This window comes from Paracraurococcus ruber (assembly GCF_004353985.1).
GTDB lineage: Bacteria > Pseudomonadota > Alphaproteobacteria > Acetobacterales > Acetobacteraceae > Paracraurococcus > Paracraurococcus ruber.
Genome location: NZ_SMOA01000040.1, coordinates 1 through 18269 on the forward strand (window position 1 = coordinate 1; position 18269 = coordinate 18269).

Annotated in this window: 16 protein-coding genes; 9 read left to right on the forward strand and 7 right to left on the reverse strand. The window is 73.4% G+C overall.

Annotated elements, in window-relative coordinates:
• Together E2C05_RS10245 and E2C05_RS10250 are read left to right on the forward strand one after the other, a co-directional pair.
• The coding region (locus E2C05_RS10245; protein ID WP_133219526.1) for a tripartite tricarboxylate transporter substrate-binding protein at positions 1-951 on the forward strand (951 nt) is incomplete at its 5' end.
• A 261-nt stretch (positions 952-1212) separates the two neighbouring features.
• Positions 1213-2331, forward strand: a complete 1119-nt coding sequence (locus E2C05_RS10250; protein WP_133219527.1) for an EAL domain-containing protein — start codon at positions 1213-1215, stop codon at positions 2329-2331.
• A 200-nt stretch (positions 2332-2531) separates the two neighbouring features.
• Here E2C05_RS10250 and E2C05_RS10255 read toward each other — a convergent pair whose 3' ends face one another.
• Positions 2532-3698: an iron-containing alcohol dehydrogenase gene (locus tag E2C05_RS10255; protein ID WP_133219528.1), complete on the reverse strand. Its 1167-nt coding sequence runs from the start codon at positions 3696-3698 to the stop codon at positions 2532-2534.
• Positions 3699-3964: 266 nt separating this feature from the next.
• Here E2C05_RS10255 and E2C05_RS10260 point away from each other — a divergent pair, with 266 nt between their 5' ends.
• Entirely contained in the window at positions 3965-4186 is a 222-nt protein-coding gene (locus tag E2C05_RS10260; protein WP_133219529.1) for a hypothetical protein, read from the forward strand.
• 42 nt (positions 4187-4228) lie between these two features.
• Here the strand turns inward: E2C05_RS10260 and E2C05_RS10265 are convergent, their stop codons facing one another.
• From E2C05_RS10265 to E2C05_RS10280, 4 genes are all read right to left on the reverse strand, one after another.
• The gene (locus tag E2C05_RS10265) at positions 4229-5662 is read right to left on the reverse strand and encodes an amidohydrolase family protein (protein ID WP_133219530.1); all 1434 of its coding nucleotides are present in this window, start codon (positions 5660-5662) and stop codon (positions 4229-4231) included.
• Between the two features lie 14 nt (positions 5663-5676).
• Entirely contained in the window at positions 5677-7257 is a 1581-nt protein-coding gene (locus tag E2C05_RS10270) for an ABC transporter substrate-binding protein (protein WP_133219531.1), read from the reverse strand.
• A 79-nt stretch (positions 7258-7336) separates the two neighbouring features.
• Positions 7337-8218, reverse strand: coding sequence for an ABC transporter permease (locus E2C05_RS10275; protein ID WP_133219532.1), 882 nt, complete (start codon positions 8216-8218; stop codon positions 7337-7339).
• Complete coding sequence (locus E2C05_RS10280; RefSeq protein WP_133219533.1) at positions 8215-9156, reverse strand: ABC transporter permease; 942 nt, start codon at positions 9154-9156, stop codon at positions 8215-8217. Before E2C05_RS10280 ends, E2C05_RS10275 begins: the two co-directional genes overlap by 4 nt.
• A gap of 171 nt (positions 9157-9327) precedes the next feature.
• Between E2C05_RS10280 and E2C05_RS10285 the strand changes: the two genes are divergently transcribed.
• Positions 9328-10899: an ABC transporter substrate-binding protein gene (locus E2C05_RS10285; RefSeq protein WP_240046693.1), complete on the forward strand. Its 1572-nt coding sequence runs from the start codon at positions 9328-9330 to the stop codon at positions 10897-10899.
• A gap of 113 nt (positions 10900-11012) precedes the next feature.
• Here the strand turns inward: E2C05_RS10285 and E2C05_RS10290 are convergent, their stop codons facing one another.
• Positions 11013-12164: a serine hydrolase domain-containing protein gene (locus tag E2C05_RS10290; protein WP_133219535.1), complete on the reverse strand. Its 1152-nt coding sequence runs from the start codon at positions 12162-12164 to the stop codon at positions 11013-11015.
• Positions 12165-12199: 35 nt separating this feature from the next.
• On the reverse strand, positions 12200-13129 hold the full coding sequence (locus E2C05_RS10295) for a 3-hydroxyacyl-CoA dehydrogenase (RefSeq protein ID WP_133219536.1): 930 nt from the start codon (positions 13127-13129) through the stop codon (positions 12200-12202).
• A 215-nt stretch (positions 13130-13344) separates the two neighbouring features.
• On the opposite strand from E2C05_RS10295, the gene E2C05_RS32910 reads away from it, so the two are divergent.
• The 5 genes from E2C05_RS32910 to E2C05_RS10315 all read left to right on the forward strand — a co-directional run bounded on the left by E2C05_RS32910 (position 13345) and on the right by E2C05_RS10315 (position 18063).
• A complete protein-coding gene (locus tag E2C05_RS32910; protein WP_158292046.1) occupies positions 13345-13491 on the forward strand; it encodes a hypothetical protein in 147 nt (48 codons plus the stop codon).
• 13 nt (positions 13492-13504) lie between these two features.
• A complete protein-coding gene (locus E2C05_RS10300) occupies positions 13505-14245 on the forward strand; it encodes a hypothetical protein (protein ID WP_133219537.1) in 741 nt (246 codons plus the stop codon).
• The gene (locus tag E2C05_RS10305; protein ID WP_133219538.1) at positions 14242-15363 is read left to right on the forward strand and encodes a toxic anion resistance protein; all 1122 of its coding nucleotides are present in this window, start codon (positions 14242-14244) and stop codon (positions 15361-15363) included. The genes E2C05_RS10300 and E2C05_RS10305 overlap by 4 nt, the downstream gene beginning before the upstream one ends.
• 687 nt (positions 15364-16050) lie before the next feature.
• A complete protein-coding gene (locus tag E2C05_RS10310) occupies positions 16051-17028 on the forward strand; it encodes a Bug family tripartite tricarboxylate transporter substrate binding protein (RefSeq protein WP_133219539.1) in 978 nt (325 codons plus the stop codon).
• Between the two features lie 87 nt (positions 17029-17115).
• Positions 17116-18063, forward strand: coding sequence for a tripartite tricarboxylate transporter substrate binding protein (locus E2C05_RS10315; RefSeq protein WP_133219540.1), 948 nt, complete (start codon positions 17116-17118; stop codon positions 18061-18063).
• Positions 18064-18269 lie beyond the last annotated feature (206 nt).

An 18269-nucleotide genomic window follows, 5' to 3' on the forward strand; every position in this document is an offset into this window, starting at 1 on the left:
GAGGCGCCCGGCCGCGGCCTGCGGCGACGGGCGGTGCTGGCGGCGGCGCTGGCGGCGCCGGCCCTGCCAGCCCTGGCCGTGCCGGGGCCGGTCACCCTGCTGGTCGGCGCCCCGGCCGGCAGCGTGACCGATAGTTGGGCGCGCAGCTTCGCCCCCTTCCTCGAACGCCATTGGCCGCGCGCCGGCATCGCCATCCTCAACCGCCCGGGCGAAGGCGGCCTGGCGGCCGCGCGGTCGCTGGCCGCCGCGGCGCCGGATGGCCGGACCATCGGCGCCGTCCGCACGCCGCTGCTGCTGGCCCGCGCCGTGGAGTCGCGCGCCCAGCCTTTGCTCGGCCGGCTGGCCTTCCTGGCCACGGTGGCGGAGGAGCCGCTGGTGCTGGTCGGGCAGGCCGGCGGCGGCATGGACCTGCCGGCGCTGCGCGCGCTCGGCGGCCAGGCGGTGATGGGCACGCCGCCGCAGGGCAGCGCGGCGCAACTGGCCGGCGCCGCGCTCGGCCGCGCCCTGACGCTGGGCCTGCTGCCCTTCGCCAATGCCGCGGCGGCGCGACAGGCGGTGATGGCCGGCAACCTGCCCTGCGCGCTGCTGGCCCTGCCGGAGGCGATCGCCGCCCTGCGGGAGGGGCGACTGGTCGGGCTGGGGCTGGCGCAGGACCGGCGGACCGACCTGGTGCCGGACATCCCCACCTTCGCCGAGCAGGGCATCCCGCTGCGGCTCGCCGGGCATCGCGGCTTCGCCACGCCGTCCGGCACCGACCCCGCCCTGCTGCAACCGCTGCTGGTGGCGCTGCAGGCGGCGGTGACCGATCCCGACTATGCCGATCAGGCGCAGGCGGAGGGCGTCCTGCCCCGCTTCCTCGGCCCGACCGCCTGGGGCCCCATGGTCAGCCGCACCCTGGCGGAGCTGGAGGCGCGCTGGTCGACCGACCCCTGGGGATCGCGGCCGGGCTGACACCCCGCGGCGAAGGGCGCCTCCGCCGCACCCTGCCGCCCTGCTTCCTGTCCGAAGGTTGATGAAGGCTCGCATCCGGGGCCTGCGGCCTCGTCGCGCCCGCAGCGGCGGGCGATGCGGGTCGGCGACCCGACGGCTAGCCTGATCGCATCGTCTCGATTTACGTTTCTTGGATCGAATTTCATCTTTCGTCAGGAATCAACGCAGCCTATAGCTGGGGCCAGCAACGACGGGACCTGACTCTTGCCTTCCTCCCGGGTCGTGCCGGTGCGCAGCCGCCAGGTTCTCGTGCTGGCCCAGGACCCTGACGCGATCCTGGCAGCGCATGCGGCCTCCGCCCGACTGGGCCTGACCGCCCGGACCGTCGGGACCGGGTCGGAAGCCCTTGCGCGCCTCGTCCGCCCAGGCCTCGCGCCAGGCCACCTGGTCTGCGACCCTGCCGCCGCCGGCGCCACCTGGCCGCGCCTGCTCGCGCTGCTGGCCGAACCCGCGACCGGCACCGCCCTGGTGCTGCTCGGCCCCTCCGCCATCGCCTGCGGCGCCGACCCCGTGCCGGGCGATGCCGCGCTGCTGGCCGAGGCCATGGCGGCGGGCCCGCTGGCGGGGGCGCCGGGCGACGGCACCGTCGCGGCGCTGCGGCAGGCGCTGCAGGCCGGCGAGATCGGCGTCCACTACCAGCCCATCGTCCGTGTCGCCGACCGCCGGCCCGTGCTGGTGGAGGCCCTGGCCCGCTGGCATCGCGCCGGCCAGGTGATCGGGCCCGATGCCTTCGTCGCCCTGGCGGAGCAGGCGGGCCTGGCGCCGGACCTGGCGGCGGCGGTGGCGGGTGCGGCCATCCGCGACCTCTCGGCCTGCTGGCCGCGGCTGCGCCTGGGCGTCACGCTGAACCTGCCGCTGGCGCTGCTGCTGGACCCCGGCCTGCCGGCGCGGCTGGGCCGGTTGCTGGCGCGCGCCCCGCTGCCGCGCCGGCAGGTGGTGCTGGAACTGACCGAGACGACGCCAGTGCATGACCTGGCGGCGCTGGCCCGGGCGCTGCGCCGGCTGCGCCATGCCGGCTTCGGCGTGCTGCTGGATGATGTCGCGCTCGGCGATGGCCGCTGGCGGCTGCATGCGCTGCCCTTCGCCGGCCTGAAGCTGGACCGGTCCCTGGCGGAGCGTTTGTCCGACGCCGCCTGCCGGCAGGCGGTGCGGCGCCTGGTGCGCGAGGCCCGGGCCCGGGGGCAGGTGGTGACGGCGGAAGGCGTGGCCGATCGCCGGCACTGGGCCGCGCTGCGGGCCCTGGGTGTGCATCAGGCGCAGGGTTACGGGATCGGCCGGCCGCTCCCGGCCACGGCCCTGCCCGGCTGGCGCGCGGCCTGGCGCGCCCGCCGGGCGGAATAGGCCGCCGCGCCGCACGGCCGGCCATCGCCGGCCGGCAGCATCGCCCGCGCGCAAATGCCGGGCCGCGCGGCCGGGAGGGAGCGGGTCGCGGGGTGGCGGGACGGCCGCGCGGCCGGAAGCGGCCCTGCCTCCGCCGACCCGGGACGGCTGGCGGATTCCGATGCCCTCGCAGGCCGCGGCGGGCCTGCCCGTCGGGGTGCTCAGGCATACACCTTCCGGTAGAGGGCAACGATCTCGCTTTCATCCGGCACGCGCGGATTGTTGCCGGGGCTGCCGGAGGCGAGCGCCTGCCGCGCCATCACGGGCAGGAGCCCTTCCCAGGTCTCCCGCGCGATGCCGTAGCCCTGCGGCGTCGGCACGCCGAGTTCCTGGTTCAGCGCCCGCAACTCCTCCAGCAGCTTGGACCCGGCGACTTGGTCGGCATCCTCGGTGGTCGCCACGCCGATGGCGCGCGCCGCCTCGGCATAGCGCGGCAGGGCGTCGTTGAGGCCGAACTCGGTCACGGCCGGCAACAGCATGGCGTTGGACAGCCCGTGCGGGACGTGGAAATGCGCCCCGATCGGCCGCGACATGCCATGCACCAGCGCCACCGAGGCGTTGGAGAAGGCGAGGCCCGCCTGCATGGCGCCGAGCATCATCGCCTCCCGCGCCGCCGCATCGCGCGGCTTGTGATAGGCGCTGCGCAGGTGCCGCCCGATGAGGCGCATGGCGGACAGCGCCAGGCTGTCGGCATGCGGGTTGGCGCGCTTCGACACATAGGCCTCCAGCGCATGGGTCAGGCTGTCGATGCCGGTATCGGCGGTGGTGCGCGGCGGGACGCTGTAGGTCAGCTCGAAATCGACGATGGCGGCCAGCGGCAGCGCGCCGAGGCCGGCAATCAGCATCTTCTCGTCGGTCCCGGTATCGGTGATGACGGTGAAGCGCGTCGCCTCAGACCCCGTGCCGGCCGTGGTCGGTATGCAGAGGACGGGGCAGGCCGCCTTGTCGGCGGTGGCGGGCACCTTGAAGTCCCGCATCTTCTGGCCCGGCACCGCCGCAGCCAGGATCGCGATGGCCTTCGCCGTGTCCATCGGGCTGCCGCCGCCGAAGCCGATCAGGCAGTCGTAGTCGCCGGCGCGGAAGGCGGCGACGCCGGCCTCGATGACCGTATCCGTCGGGTCAGGCACCGTCTCGGCGAAGACCGCGGCGGTGATCCCGGCCTGGCGCAGCGGCTCCAGGCAGCGCTCGACCGTGCCGGAGGACGCCATCCAGGGGTCGGTCACCACCAGCGGGCGGGAGAGGCCGAAGAGCCCGAGGACCTCGGCGACCTGGCCGACGCTGCCGCCGCCGATCCGCATCAGGCGCGGCGAGACGATGGTGGCGGTCATGCTGTTTCCTCCCGGGGAGCTGGCCGCAAGGATACCGCCGCGGCCGCGCCGCGTCCAAGTCGCGGCGCGGGCAGCGGATGCCCCGCCGCCCGGACCCGCCCCGCGATGCCTGGCCGGGGGTGGCCCCCGGCGGCCGCCGAACACGCAAGTGTTCCGGCGGCCGGCGTGTCCAGAAAACCGCCGCATCGTGCAATGTGCGGGCGCACGCAGCGGATTGCGATGTCCGGCGTTGCCATGCATGTGCCGAAGCCCGGGGATCCGTGACCATGCGTAGCCAGCCAGGCCGCCGTCGCCTGCCCGACCCGGATGCGAACCCGCAGCGCGAGGAGTCCGCTTTCGACCTGTGGTTGCAGGGCGCCCTGCGCGATGCCTTCGATCAGGTGGCGGCCGAGCCGATCCCGGAGGACCTGCTGCGCATGATCGAGGAGGACCGGGCGGAGCGGGAGCGGCTGCGCCGCCGGCGGCGGGGCGAGGCGGAGGAGGCCTGAGCACCCTTCCCCGCCCGCGCCTCAGCGCCAGAGGCCCGCGCCTCAGCGCCAGAGGAAGGTGGGCGGGGCGATCTTCTCGGCCGGCCGATGCGCCCAGTCCAGCTCCGGGACCCGCGCCTCGGCACGTTGCTGCGCCTCATGCACGTGCAGGGCGGCCTGGCGGTAGTCCATCGTCAGGACCTCGCCATCTTCCACCACCTTGGTCCCGTCGACATAGACCGCCTTCAGCGCCCGGTCGCCGGCGGCGTAGATCAGGCTGCGCAGCGGGTCGCGCGCCGGCCGCATCATCGGGTGGGTGATGTCCACCAGCACGAAATCCGCCCGGCAGCCTGCCGCCAGCCGGCCGATATCGTCCCGGCCCAACGCCTTCGCCCCACCCACCGTCGCCGCCTCGAACAGCTCGGTCGTCGTCAGGCTGCGCGGGTCCTGCGCCTGGGTGCGGGCGAGATAGGCGGCGAGCCGCATCTCATCCAGCATGTTGTGCGGGTAGGTGTCGGTGCCGAGGCCGACATTCACCCCGCCCCGCTTGTAGCGGCCCAGATGCTTCAGCGTGATGCCGCGCCGGGCGAACACGGTCGGGCAATGCGCGACGGTGGTGCCGGTCTCCGCCAGGATGTCCAGGTCCCGCTTGGTGTGCCAAGGCGTCAGCGGATGGTCGTCGAGGAAGATGCCATGGCCGATGATGCTACGGTCGGTCAGCAATTCCTGCTCGTGCAGCCACTGGATCGGCGTGAAGCCGTGCCGGCGGGTGATCTCGTGGAACTCGGCCACCGCCTGCGCGGCATGGATCTGCCAGGAGACGCCGCGGCGCTTGGCCTCGTCCTTGCTGTCCTTCAGCAGCTGCGGCGTGCAGGTGTCGATCTGCGCCGGCACCACCATGCCGAAGAGCCGGCCGCTCTCATGCTGCTCGGCCCGCTCGATCAGGGTCATCGCCTCGGCGAAGGCCTTCTCGCCGGCCTTTTCGTCCCAGGCATATTCCACGACATGCCCGTTCTTCGTGTACCAGCGGGCGGAGCGGAACATGGGCGCGATGCAGACGCGCATGCCGCTCTCGCCCAGCAGGTCGAGCCAGCCGGGATGCGCCATGGACAGGTCGGCGACAGTGGTGACGCCGGACAGCAGCAGCTCCGACAGCGCGACGCGCACGCAGTCCGACACCGCCTCGGCATCCGGGCGGAATACCGGCAGGTATTCATAGAGCGAGGAATTGTACAGGCCGGGCGTCCCCACCTCGTCGGTGAAGCCCTTGTTCATCGGCTCCGAGGACGGGTGGGAATGGATGTTGACGAGGCCGGGCATGACCATGAGGCCGCTGCCGGAGAGGGTCTCCTCCGCCGGGCCGGCATAGCCCTGACCGACGAAGATCAGCTTGCCGTCCTCGAAGGCGATGTCGGCGCCCGCGACATATTCGTGCTGCTTCGTCTCGGCATTCCAGGCGATGGCGACGTCCGCGTTGCGGATGACGGTGATGGTCATGGCGTTCCCCCTCCTCAGCGCGTCAGCCGGATGTCGAGGCCCTTGTACAGGGCCACGCCATAGATGCCATGCGCCCGGACCCCTTCCGTGCGCTGCGACGCCGCGACCCAGATCTGTTCGCGCGCCATCGGCAGCCAGACATTGTTCTCCGACACGATCCGCTGCGCCCGGGCGATGGCCGCCATGCGGACATTCGGATCCAGCGCCGTCTTCGCCTCCTGCAGGGCGGCATCGGTCGCCGGGTCGGACCAGTTCATGCGGTTCGGGGTCGGCCGGTTGCGGCTGTCGAAATAGAGCGAGAAGCCGTCCGTCGCGGTCACATAGGGGTAGGACATGATGAAGGCGTCGAATTCCTGCGTCGCCAGCTTGCCCCAGCCGACCGTCGCATCCCAGAGCTGGATGCGCATCTCGACACCGACGCGGCGCAGGTCGGCCTGGATCGCCTCCAGGTATCGCCGCCCCTCCTGCGTGTTGATGGCATAGACCAGGAAGCTGGCGCGCTGGCCGTCCTTGGCGCGGACGCCGTCGCCGCCCATCGCCCAGCCGGCGGCATCCAGCGTGCGGCGCGCCGCCTCGGGGTCGTAGCCCGGCACCAGCTTCGCCGCTTCCGCGTCATAGCCGGCGGTGTTCGGGTTCATGTAGGCATCGGCCGGCGTCGCATTGCCGAACCACACCGCCTGCACGATGGCGCTGCGGTTCACCGCCTGGTTCACCGCCCGGCGGAAGGCCGGGTCGTTCACCACCGGCTTGTCGACCTTGAAGCCCATGAAATGGTCCCAGAAGTAATTCTCCTGGGTGGACATCTTCACCATGGGCAGCTGCCGCAGCTGGCTGACCGCGATGGGGGGGATGTATTGCGTCACATCGGCCTGGCCGGTCTGCAGCGCCGCCAGACGCGTCTGGCTTTCCGGCACGATGCGCCAGATCACCCGGTCCACCTGCGGCGCCGGGTTGCGGTAGATCGGCGGGCCCCAGCGGTAGTTCGGATGCTTCTGGAGCACCAGTTCCTGCCGCGGCGTCCAGCTGGCCCAGCAATAGGGCCCGGTGCCGTTGAAGCCCTGCACGCCGAAATTGGCGCCCAGCCGCTCCACCGTCGCCTGATCGACGATGGAGGCGAAGAACAGGCTCAGCTGGTACAGCAGCTCGCCATAGGGCTCGTTCAGCTCGTACTCGACCGTGTGGTCGTTCTTCGCGCGGATCTCCTTGAGCGGGCCGGCGCGCCAGCGCACCGGGCTGCGCGTCTCCGGCGCCACCCAGCGCTGGATGGAATAGACCACGTCGCGCGCGGTGAAGGGCTTGCCGTCGCAGAAGGTGACGTCGCGGCGGAGATGGAAGGTGTAGAGCTTGCCGTCCTCCGAGACGTCCCAGCGCTCCGCCAGGCCCGGCCGCACCGTCTTCATGTCCCAGTCGAGCGAGACCAGCGTGTCGCTCATCATGTAGAGGCTCTCGCCGGCCGAGCGCGCGGTGCTGCGCGCCGGGTCGTAGTTGTCGGCGTCGATCTCGCGCAGGATCACCAGCGTATTGCGCGGCGCCGGCTGGGCCAACGCCACGCCGGCCGAAAACGCCAGCAATGCGCCGGCAACGAGTCCCTTCATCGTCATTCTCCCGACAGCAACGGGGGCTTTGCCCCCTTGAACCCCCACCAAGGGCCGAAGGGCCCCTGGAACCCTCGAGTCAGAAGCGCATCCGCGGGTCCAGCGCATCGCGCAGCGCGTCGCCCAGCAGGTTGAAGGCCAGCACCAGCAGGAAGATCAGCAGGCAGGGCAGCACCGCGATATGCGGCGCGAAGAACAGGAAATTGCGACCCTCGCTGGCCATCGCGCCCAGTTCCGCGGTCGGCGGCTGCGCCCCCAGCCCCAGGAAGGACAGCGCCGATCCCAGCAGGATCACCTGCCCGAAGCGGAGCGTGGCGAAGACGAAGATCGGCGACAGGCAGTTGGGCGCCAGGTGCCGCAGGATCACCTGCGCATCGGTGCAGCCCACGGCCCGCGCCGCCACCACATAGTCCAGCTGCATCACCACCAACGCACTGCCGCGGGTGATGCGCGCCATCAGCGGCACGGTGGCGATGGACATCGCGACCACCACCGCCGGAATGCCCGGGCCGGCGATGGCGGCGATGGCAAGGCCGACCAGGATCGCCGGGAAGGACAGCATCACGTCCATCACCCGCATGATCGGCATGTCCAGCCAGCGCCGGTAGAAGGCCGCCAGGAAGCCCAGCAGCATCCCCAGCAGCCCGCCCGCCAGCGTCGCCACCAGACCCATCAGCAGGGTCACCCGCAGCCCGAAGAGCAGCCGCGTGACCAGGTCACGCCCCTGCCCGTCCGCGCCCAGCGGCAGCCCTTCCGTCCCCGGCGGCTTCATCGCCGCCAGCAGGTTGTTGTCATAGGGGTCGGAGGGGGCCAGCCAGGGGGCGAGCAACGCCGCCAGCACGGCCAGCACGACGAAGCCCAGCGCCACCGCCGCCACCGGGTCGCGCAGCAGCCGCGGCCAGACGCCGTCCCGGCGCCGCGCCGGCCTGGCGGCGGGCGTCTCGAGTGCGGTCGCGCTCATGCCGTGCGCATCCGCGGATCGATCGCGACATACAGCAGGTCGACCAGCAGGTTCACCAGGATGAAGCCGCCGGACAGGACGATGATGGTGCCCTGCGCCATCGGAAAGTCGGAGGACAGGATGGCGCCCACGGCCAGCCGTCCCACCCCGGGCCAGGAGAACACCGTCTCCACCACCACCGCGCCGCCCAGCAGGAAGCCGATCTGCAGCCCGATCAGCGTCACTACGGGGATCAGCGCATTGCGCAGCGCATGGTGCAGCACCACCGCGCGCTCCGGCAGGCCCTTGGCCCGCGCCGTGCGCACATGGTCGGCCGACAGCACGTCCAGCACCGCCGTCCGCGTCATCCGCGCCACCGGCCCGACGAAGGTGCCGCCGAGCGTCAGCGCCGGCAGGATGATGGCCTGCAGCCCCTCCGCGCTCCACAGCGGCCCGCCGCGGCCGGTGAAGGGCAGCAGCTGCCAGTGGAAGCCGACCAGCCAGATCAGCACGAGGCCGAGGAAGAAGACGGGCACCGAGACGCCAGCGACGCCGAGCGCGATCACCGCCCGGTCGAGCAGCGACCCGCGCCAATAGGCGCCCACCGTCCCCAGCAGGATGCCGAGCGGAATGGCCCAGACCAGGCTTGCCGCCATCAGCTCCAGCGTCGGGCCGATGGTCGCACCCAGCTCCTGCGCGACTGGGATGTTGTTGATGATGGAGACGCCCAGGTCGCCCTGCAGCAGGCGTCCCAGATACAGCAGGAACTGCTCGGCCACCGGCCGGTCGAGCCCGAGATCGCGGCGGATCGCCTCCACCACGTCGGGCGTCGCGGTCGGCCCGGCGCGCACCAGGGCGGCGTCGGTCGGCACCACCTGCATCAGCAGGAAGCCGACCAGCAGCACGCCGAACATCACCGGCACCGCCATCAGCAACCGCACCAGCACCTGGCGCAGCATCAGGACGCGTCCCGGGCGCGGTCGGGCATGGCGGCTTGCGGCAGGCTGCGGCGCATCGTCGATATCCCGGTCTTCCGGCGATGCTCCGATGCACGGGCCGGGCCGTCAATCCGCGTTGCGCCCCGGCGAGGCCCGGGCGACGATGGCGCCAGCACCGACCGGAGCGCCGCCTTGCCCCGCCTGCCCCGCCTGCTCGCCGCCGCCGCGATCGGCGCGCTGCTCGCCCAGCCCGCCGCGGCGCAGACCACGCTGCGCGTAGTGCTGATCAACGAGCTGACCAGCCTCGATCCCGTGCAGTCTACTGCCGCGTTCGTGCGCAACCACGGCTTCATGGTCTATGACCAGCTCTTCGCGCTGGACAGCAAGGGGGAGCCACAGCCGCAGATGGTGGAGCGCTTCGAGCGCTCGCCCGACGGCATGCGATGGCGCTTCACCTTACGGGAGGGGCTGGCCTTCCATGACGGCGCGCCGGTGCGGGCCGCCGACGCCGTCGCCTCCATCCGGCGCTGGGCGCAGCGCGACGTGGTCGGCCGCGCCCTGGCCGCCGCGACCGCCAGCCTGGAGGTGGTGGACGACCGGACCTTCGCGCTCACCCTCGCCCGCCCCTTCGCCCTGGTGACGGAGGCGCTGGCGCGGCCGACCGCCAGCGCACTGTTCGTCATGCCGGAACGGCTGGCGCAGACGCCGCCGACCACGGCGATCACGGACGCCACTGGCTCCGGCCCCTTCATCTTCCGCGCCAATGAGTGGCGCGCCGGCGACCGCGCCGCCTATGTCCGCAACCCCGCCTATCGCCCGCGGGCCGAGGCAGCGGACGGCCTCGCCGGCGGCAAGGTGGTGAGGATCGACCGGCTGGAATGGCTGGCGATGCCGGATGCCTCAACCGCCGCCGCGGCGCTGCAGGCCGGGGAGGTGGATTTCGTCGAGCAGCCCTCGCCTGACCTGATCCCGGTGCTGGAGCGCAACCGGGGCATTCGCCTCTTCGCCCTCAATCCCGCCGGCTTCATGGTCTGGCTGCGGCCCAACCACGCCATCCCGCCCTTCGACAACCCGAAGGCGCGGCAGGCCCTGCTGCACATGGTGAACCAGCAGGAGAACCTGCAGGCCGCCGGCATCCGCCCGAGCGAGCAGGTGCCCTGGTGCCCCGCCTGGTTCCTCTGCGGCACGCCGCTGGAAAGCCAGGCGGGGGCGGAGGGGCTGCGCCAGGCCGACCCTGAGCGGTCCCGCGCCCTGCTGCGGGAGGCCGGCTATGACGGCCGCCGCGTCGTGTTCCTCAACGCCACCGACAGCCCGATCAACAACGCGGTCACGCTGACCATGGCGCAGGCCATGCAGCGCGGCGGCCTGGCCATGGACGTGCCGGCGATGGACTGGGCGACGGTCACCCAGCGCCGCAACCGGCGCGACCCGGTGGAGCAGGGCGGCTGGAACCTGTTCGTCACGGTCGCCAATGTGCTGGACGCGCAGAACCCGCTGACCAACCTGTACCTGGCCAGCCCCTGCGAGGGCGGGCTCGCCGGCTGGCCCTGCGATGCCGAGCTGGAGCGGCTGCGGCGGTCCTGGTGGGAGGAGCCGGACGCGGCGAGGCGCAAGGCAATCCTGGAAGCGGTGCATGCCCGCGCCTACCAGGTGCTGCCCTACGTCAATGCCGGCCAGTTCCGCACCCTGGCCGCGCATCGCGCGAACATCGAGGGGCTGCGGGCGACCACGATCCCGGTGTTCTGGGGGGTCGAGAAGAAGTAGGGAGGACGCGGGGGAAGCATCCTCCCGTCGGGCGCAGCGCGCCCCGCGTGGCGACACCCGGAAGGCAAAGGCGGGGTTTGGGGAGGACGTGCTGTTTCCTCCCCAAGGTTCTTTCAGCCCGCGTAGACCGCCCGCTCGAAGGCATCGAGGGTCGCCAGCACCTTCGGATCCGCGAAGGGCAGTTGCTGCGTGGCGATGACGCCGGCGCGGTCGCGCTTCGGGTCGATCCAGTAGTAGGTGTTCGCCAGGCCCGCCCAGGCCAGGCTGCCGGCCGCACGCATGCCCGGCACGTCCTTCTCGTTGATCAGGAAGGACAGGCCCCAGCCCTTCCGCATGCCGGGGAACAGCTCCACGTCATGCGAACTGCCGGGCAGTGCCGTCCGCATCGGCGTGACCTCCAGCGGCGCGATGCTGTCGCGCATCGCCTCCGCCGCCATCGCTTCGGACAGGATGCGGGCGCCGTCCAGCACGCCGCGGTTCAGCCACATGCGGCAGAAGCGGAGATAGTCGCGCACGGTGCCATACAGGCCGCCGCCGCCCATCTCGAATTCCGGGTCCTGCGGAACCTCGAAGGGGATCGCCGCCAGCGACCCGTCCTCGCCGCGGGCATGCATGTCGGACAGCCGCGTCCGCTGCGCGGCACCCAGGCGGAAGCCGGTATCCGCCATCCCGAGCGGACCCAGGACCTCCTCCCGCAGCACCTCGCCCAGGCGCTTGCCCGTCACCGTCTCCACCGCCAGCCCGGCCCAGTCGATGCCGATGCCGTATTCCCATCGCTCGCCGGGGTCGGCGACCAGCGGCGTGGTCAGCGCGGCGCGCTGGCAGCCGATGATGCCGGGGATGCCGCGCGCCGCCATGACGGCGCCGATCTCCGGGTTCCAGATGTCGTAGCTGAACCCGCTGGTATGGGTCAGCAGGTGACGCAGCGTGATCGGGCGCCGGGCCGGCCGCAGCATCGGCTCCCCGCCCTCCGGCGCGAAGCCGGTCAGCACATTCGGCTCGGCCAGGTCGGGCAGCACCTCCCGGATCGGGCCGTCCAGCGTCAGCCGGCCCCGCTCCACCTGCATCAGCGCCGCGGTGGCGGTGATGGCCTTGGTCATGGAGGCGATCCAGACCACCGTATCCGGCGCCATGGGCTGGCCGGGGGCCCGTTCGCCCGCCGCCGCCTCCAGCAGCACGCCCTTGCTGTCGCCGGCCGTCACGGCGATGCCGCGCGCCACGCCCTTCGCCACCGCGTCCTGCAGCAGCGTCTCGATCTCGGCCATGCCCGCTCCCTCACATTCCTCGGGGGGGGCCGAGGCTACACCGGCTGGCCGCGCTTGTGGGCGACCAGTGCCATCAGCCGCCGGTCGCGCCAGGCGCTGCGGCCCTCGATCCCCTCCACCGGCAGCGCCGCCCGGCGCTCCTCCGCCACGCGCCCGACGGTGTCGGCATCCCAGTCGAAGGGCGTCTGCTCCTCGGTGATCGCCGCCATCAGCGGGCCGAAGCGGCCGGCATAGTCCGCGACGCCGCCAGGGGCATTGAGGTCGATGGTCTCGAAGGGCCCCATGAAGGCCCAGCGCAGGCCGAGCCCGTCCTTCACGCAGGCATCCACGTCCTCGGCGCTCATCACCCCGTCGCGGACCATGCGGAAGGCCTCGGCGACCAGCGCCGCCTGCAGCCGGTTCAGCACGAAGCCGCGGGTTTCCTTGAAGGCCGTCACCGGCACCTGCCCGACCCGCTCCATCAGCGCCCGGGTGCGCGTGACCACCGTCGGGTCGGTCCAGGGCGCCCCGACCAGCTCCACCAGCGGCACGAGATAGGGCGGGTTCACCGGGTGGGCGACCAGGCAGCGGCCGCGCCCCGCGAGGTTGCCGGTGAACTCGCTGGCCGGGATGCCGGAGGTGCTGCTCGCCAGCACCACGGCGGGTGGGCAGAGCCGGTCCAGCTCGGCGAAGAGGTCCCGCTTGGGCTCCACGCGCTCCGGCCCATTCTCCTGCACATGGATAGCGCCGGCGACGCAGTCCGCCAGCGTTGCGGCCGGCGCGATGCGGGCCAGAATGGTGGCCGGCGCCTCGGTCACAAGGCCGGCGGCGTGCAGATCCGCCAAGCTGGCCTCGATCAGTCCCATGGCGCGGTCGGCCACGCCCTCCATCTTGTCCCAGAGCGCGACGGAGAGCCCCGCCCGCGCGAAGACCATGGCCCAGGCCCGGCCGATCAGCCCGGCCCCGACGACGGCGACCTTGTCCATGGAGTCCCTCCCGCTGCTGCGCCGCCGCCCTTAGGGCAGATCGGCGCGGGGCGGAACGGCCGGGCCGGCGCCAGGGGCGGTTGCGCGGCGGTTGCGGGGCGGTGTGGGGGCGATGCCGGGGCCGCGCCGCCCGCCCGCACCTCCCCGCAACGTCACGCACCGTTACAGGCCCGGCGCTTGATCCGGCCCGGCCGCCGCGCGATCTCTCCGCCGTCATGGCCAGCCCCCCGGTGCCCGTTCCGTCGCCCCCCCCGCCGCACACGCCCCTGGTCTGGGCCTGGGGCGGCCTGCTGCTGACCGCGACGGTCTGGCTGAGCGGCATCATCGCCGTGTTCAACAGCCTGGGCGCCCTGTTCGACTGATGGTGTTCGACTGATGTGGCAGGATTTCCTCGGCGGCTGGATCGGGCTGCGCGCCCGCTGGCGCGGCTACGGCCTGCCGGTCTTCGCCTCCCCCTTCCTGCTCTCGGCGCTCATCGCCGCCATCGGCGGGGACGAGGACATCGTGCTCGGCAGCGCGCTGGGCTTCGGCGCCAGCCTGCTGGCCGCCTGGCTGCTGCGCCGCGGCCGTCGCGGCGACACGGACCGCGCCGCCTGGGCGATGGCGGCCGGCACCGCGCTCGGCGGCTATTTCGCCGCCGATCTCGGGATGGTCTTCCCGGCGCTGCTGGCCGGCGGCGCCTTCTTCGGCACCCGGCTGATGTATGCCGCCCTGCCGGAAGCCGCGCCGCCGCCGCCGCCGCCGGCGCCACCGGGTCCCATCGAGGAAAGCCGCATCCGCCTCGCCCGCATCGAGACGGTGGCGGCGCGGCTGGCCGACCCGCGGCTGCGCAACGTGGCGCAGGCCATGGGCGGGGTGCTGGACGACCTGACCGTGCGGCCTGACCGGCTGCCCATGGCGCGCCGCTTCCTGACCGTGCAGCTGGACGGGCTGGAGCGGATCACCGCGCGGCTGGAGGCCGGCGCGGCGCCGCCGGTGAACCTGCCGCCCCTGCTGGACGAGTTGCAGCGCACCGCCGGCGACCTGCGGGCGAAATTGCAGCGGGAGGAGAGCGAGGCCCTGGAGATCCAGGTGAAGGTCCTCTCCGACCGGCTGCGCGAGGAGGGATACCGATGAGCGGCACGACAACGCAGGCCACCGACCTCCGCAGCATCACGCCCGAGGCCCTGGCGGAAGCGGTCGGGCAGGTGCCGGCCGAGCGCGAGCCGGTCGTCGAACGCCTGGCCCAGCAGCTCGACATCGCCGATCCCGGCAGCATCCTGCGCTTCGGGCAGGAGGCGCAGAACCGCGCGACGGCCGCCGCCGACGCCATGCTGGAAGGGGCCCGGAACCGCGAGGCCGGCGAGGCCGGCGTCACCCTCTCCACCCTGCTCGGCACGCTGCGCGGCTTCGACATGCGCGGCCTGGCCGACCGGCCCGGCTTCTTCGACCGGCTCTTCCGCCGCGCCGGCGCCGAAGCGGCGAAGGTCATGCAGCGCTACGAGACCATCAAGGGCCAGGTGGAGGCGGTCGGCGACAAGCTCGACACCCACCGCACCAAGCTGCTCGAGGATGTCGAGAAGCTGGAGCGGCTCTACCAGGCGACGCTCGACTGGTTCCATGCGCTGGGCGACCACATCGCCGCCGGCGACCGCGTGCTGAAGCGCGTCGAGGCCGAGGCCATCCCCGCCCTGGCGCGGGAGGTGGAGGGCGGCGACAGCACCGCGGCGCAGCGGCTGCGCGACCTGCGCAGCGCGCGGGACGAGCTGGAGCGGCGGGTGCACGACCTGCGGCTGACGCGGCAGGTGGCGATGCAGGCCCTGCCCTCCATCCGGCTGATCCAGGAGAACGACAAGGCGCTGGCGGCGAAGATCCAGAGCGTGGTGGCGAACACCGTCCCGCTCTGGCGGCAGCAGCTAGCGCAGGCGCTGGCCATCAACAACATGCGGGCGGCGGGGCGGACGCTGAAGGAGGCGACCGACCTGACCAACGAGCTGCTGACCGGCAATGCCGAGCGGCTGCGCACCGCCAATGTCGAGGCCCGCACCCAGCTGGAGCGCGGGGTCTTCGACATCGCGGCGGTGAAGCAGGCCAATGCCACGCTGGTCGCCACCATCGAGGATTCGCTGCGCATCGCCCAGGACGCGCAGCAGCAGCGGGCGAGCGCGACGAAGGAGCTGGAGAAGGCCGAGGCGGAGATCCGCCGCGCCCTGCTCTCTGCGCGCGTGGCAGGCGGGACGCGGCCGGCGGCCTGACCTGCCGGCGGCCCTGGCGCCCCGCCGCAGCCCCAGGCCTGCCCTACCCGTCCGCGGTGCGCGGACGTCGGTTCCGTCTGCGCGGCGATCCTGGTGGCCGCCGCACGGCGCGGTCGGCCGGCAGGCGGCCATGATGATCGACGCGCCGTTCCGCCACGCCACCGCCGCCGGGATGCCGTTGCCGGGCCTCCGGCATCAGGCGCGGGGGTGGTCGGCGTCGCCGTCATCGTCCCGGTCTTTCCGCCACCGTTGCGCGCGGCCCGGCACCGCCCGACCCCCGGTGACCGGCGCATCCTCGCCGGCTTGTCGCCCGGCGCCTCGGCCGTCCGGCCTTGCGGCACCGCGCCATCGCCGCCTCGCGGCCGGCATCGCGCGCCGGTCCCGGTCATCGCTGTCCCCCCTGGCTGTCCCCCCTGGCTGTCCCCCCTGGCCGGCCCGCCGGCGGCCCCGCCTGGCCCGGCGACGCGGCCTGCGCCGCGCCCCCCCAGCCCGGGGCAGGTCGCTCGCCGAGCGGCATGCGCAAGGCGCCCGACCTCGCCCTTGGCGGTTGAACCTCGGGCGTCCGCGCCTTCGTCGCCTGCCGCGATCCGCCCCGCACCCGGCGGGCCGCGTCGCGGCGGCCGCTTGCGCTCCCGCGCGGCCCGGCCCAGATGCCGCGGCGACCGCCATAGGGGGAAACGCCCGACGATGTTGTCGCAGAGATGGGGCCGCCGCGCCCTGCTGGCCGCCGGGACGCTGCCCGCCCTGCCGCGCCTCGGCTCCGCCCAGGCCTGGCCGAACGGGCCGGTCCGGATCGTCGTCCCCTTTCCGCCCGGCGGCAGCGTGGACACGGTGGCGCGGCTGCTGCAGCCGCATCTGCAGGCCTCGCTCGGCGTGCCGGTGATCATCGAGAACCGGCCCGGCGCCTCCGGCGCGCTGGGGGCGGCGCAGGCCGCGCGGGCGGCGCCGGACGGGCAGACCTTCCTGCATGTCTTCGACACCCATGCGGTGAACCCGGCGCTGATCGCCAATCTCGGCTTCGACACGCAGCGCGACCTGGCGCCGGTGCTGCTGTTCGGCACCGCACCGATGATCGTCACGGCGCATCGCGCGCGGCCCTGGGCGGACCTGCCGGCCATGCTGGCGGCGGCGAGGGCGCGGCCGGACACCGTCACCTTCGGGACGATCGGCAACGGGTCCCTGGCGCATCTGGTGATGATGCTTCTGCAGAAGGCGGCGGATGCGCGGCTGGTGCATGTGCCCTATCGCGGCGGCGGGCCGCTCGCCACCGCCGCGGCGGCGGGCGAGGTGGACCTGCCCACCGCGACGGGCACGATCTTCGTCCAGCACATCCAGGCCGGCACGCTGCGGGTGCTGGCCAGCACCGGCGCACGCCGCTGGGCCGCCGCGCCGGAGGTGCCGACGTTGCGCGAGCTTGGCCTGGCGGTGGAGGGCGAGGCCTTCTGGGGCGCGCTGGCGCCGGCCGGCACGCCGCCGGCCATCCAGGCCCGCTACGCCGAGGCGCTGCGGGCGGCGATGGAGGTGCCGGCGGTGAAGGACCGGCTGGTCAATGTGATGGGCATCGACCTCGCCCCGCGCGAGGGCGCCGCCTTCCGCGACTTCCTCGCCCAGCAGATAGAGACCTGGGGCCGCGTGGTCCGCGAGAACGACATCCGGCCCGATTAGGCGCTGGTTGTTGGTTTGGCGGACTCGGAGAAATAGAAGGGGGCGCGGGGGGAATGCTTTCCCCCCGTAGTTCTTCTGGAGGCTGGGATGCTTCGTCGATCGCTTCTGGCATTGTTGGCCACGCCCGCCCTGGCGCAGTCCTGGCCGAGCGGCCCGATCCGCATCATCGCCCCCTTCCCGCCCGGCGGCAGCGTGGACACCATTGCCCGCCTGCTGGTGCCGTCCCTGCAGGCGACGCTCGGCGTGCCGGTGGTGGTCGAGAACCGTTCGGGCGCCGCCGGCGCGCTCGGCACCCAGGTGGTGGCGCGGGCGGCGCCGGATGGCCAGACCTGGGTGCTGGTCTTCGACAGCCATGCCACGGTGAATGCGCTGAACCCGCAGGCCGGCTTCGATGCGCGGCGCGACTTCGCGCCGGTGATCCTGGTGGCGACCGCGCCGATGCTAGTGACCACGCCCATGGGGCGCCCCTGGCGCAGCCTCGCCGAGGTGCTGGCGGCTGCGCGCGCCCGGCCGGACACGATCACCTATGGCACGGTCGGCGCCGGCAGCCTGGCGCATCTGACGATGGAGGTGCTGCAGCAGAAGACCGGGCTGCGCCTCGTGCATGTGCCCTATCGCGGCGGCGGGCCGCTGGCGACGGCGGCGGCGGCCGGCGAAGTGGACCTCGCGGTGGCTTCCCCGGCCGGGCTGGGCGGCCAAGTCGGCACGCGGCTGCGGGCGCTGGCGCAGACCGGCGCGGCGCGGTCGAAGATCCAGCCGGAGATCCCGACGCTGGCCGAGGCGGGACTCGATGGCTTGGCGGCGGAGGCCTTCTGGGGGCTGCTCGGCCCCGCGGGCGTGCCCGCCCCGGTGCTGGCGCGCATGCATGCCGCCACGGCCACGGCGCTGGCCGGGCCGGAGACGCGCCGGAAGCTGGAGGAGGGCCAGGGCGTGGACATCGTGGCGTCCTCGCCCGAGGGCTTCGCCAGCTTCCTCGACCGGCAGATGGCCGAGTGGGGCCGGGTGGTGCGGGAGCGCGGGATCAAGGTGGAGTAGCGCGGCCCCAACGATCAACGGCGGTCGGGCCGCGCGGGCTTCGGGTCGGGCGCACCGCTGTCGGTGGCCGCGTCATCGGCGCTGTCGCCCAGCCCGAGCCGGGGCGTCCCCGCGGCCCCGCCCGCGCCCTGGCCGGGTCGCCGTCCGGCAGCGTCCGCCGCGCCGCTCGAGGCGGCAGCGCCCGGCCCGCCATCCGGCATCGCGCC

Excerpts from the sequence above, each read along its gene's own strand:
- E2C05_RS10260 (WP_133219529.1), top strand. The coding sequence starts at position 3,965 with ATGCGTAGCCAGCCAGGCCGCCGTCGCCTGCCCGACCCGGATGCGAAC.
- E2C05_RS10300 (WP_133219537.1), top strand. The coding sequence starts at position 13,505 with ATGTGGCAGGATTTCCTCGGCGGCTGGATCGGGCTGCGCGCCCGCTGG.
- E2C05_RS10270 (WP_133219531.1), bottom strand. The coding sequence starts at position 7,257 with ATGAAGGGACTCGTTGCCGGCGCATTGCTGGCGTTTTCGGCCGGCGTG.
- E2C05_RS10295 (WP_133219536.1), bottom strand. The coding sequence starts at position 13,129 with ATGGACAAGGTCGCCGTCGTCGGGGCCGGGCTGATCGGCCGGGCCTGG.
- E2C05_RS10310 (WP_133219539.1), top strand. The coding sequence starts at position 16,051 with ATGTTGTCGCAGAGATGGGGCCGCCGCGCCCTGCTGGCCGCCGGGACG.
- E2C05_RS10290 (WP_133219535.1), bottom strand. The coding sequence starts at position 12,164 with ATGGCCGAGATCGAGACGCTGCTGCAGGACGCGGTGGCGAAGGGCGTG.
- E2C05_RS10265 (WP_133219530.1), bottom strand. The coding sequence starts at position 5,662 with ATGACCATCACCGTCATCCGCAACGCGGACGTCGCCATCGCCTGGAAT.
- E2C05_RS10315 (WP_133219540.1), top strand. The coding sequence starts at position 17,116 with ATGCTTCGTCGATCGCTTCTGGCATTGTTGGCCACGCCCGCCCTGGCG.
- E2C05_RS10255 (WP_133219528.1), bottom strand. The coding sequence starts at position 3,698 with ATGACCGCCACCATCGTCTCGCCGCGCCTGATGCGGATCGGCGGCGGC.
- E2C05_RS10280 (WP_133219533.1), bottom strand. The coding sequence starts at position 9,156 with ATGCTGCGCCAGGTGCTGGTGCGGTTGCTGATGGCGGTGCCGGTGATG.
- E2C05_RS10305 (WP_133219538.1), top strand. The coding sequence starts at position 14,242 with ATGAGCGGCACGACAACGCAGGCCACCGACCTCCGCAGCATCACGCCC.
- E2C05_RS32910 (WP_158292046.1), top strand. The coding sequence starts at position 13,345 with ATGGCCAGCCCCCCGGTGCCCGTTCCGTCGCCCCCCCCGCCGCACACG.
- E2C05_RS10275 (WP_133219532.1), bottom strand. The coding sequence starts at position 8,218 with ATGAGCGCGACCGCACTCGAGACGCCCGCCGCCAGGCCGGCGCGGCGC.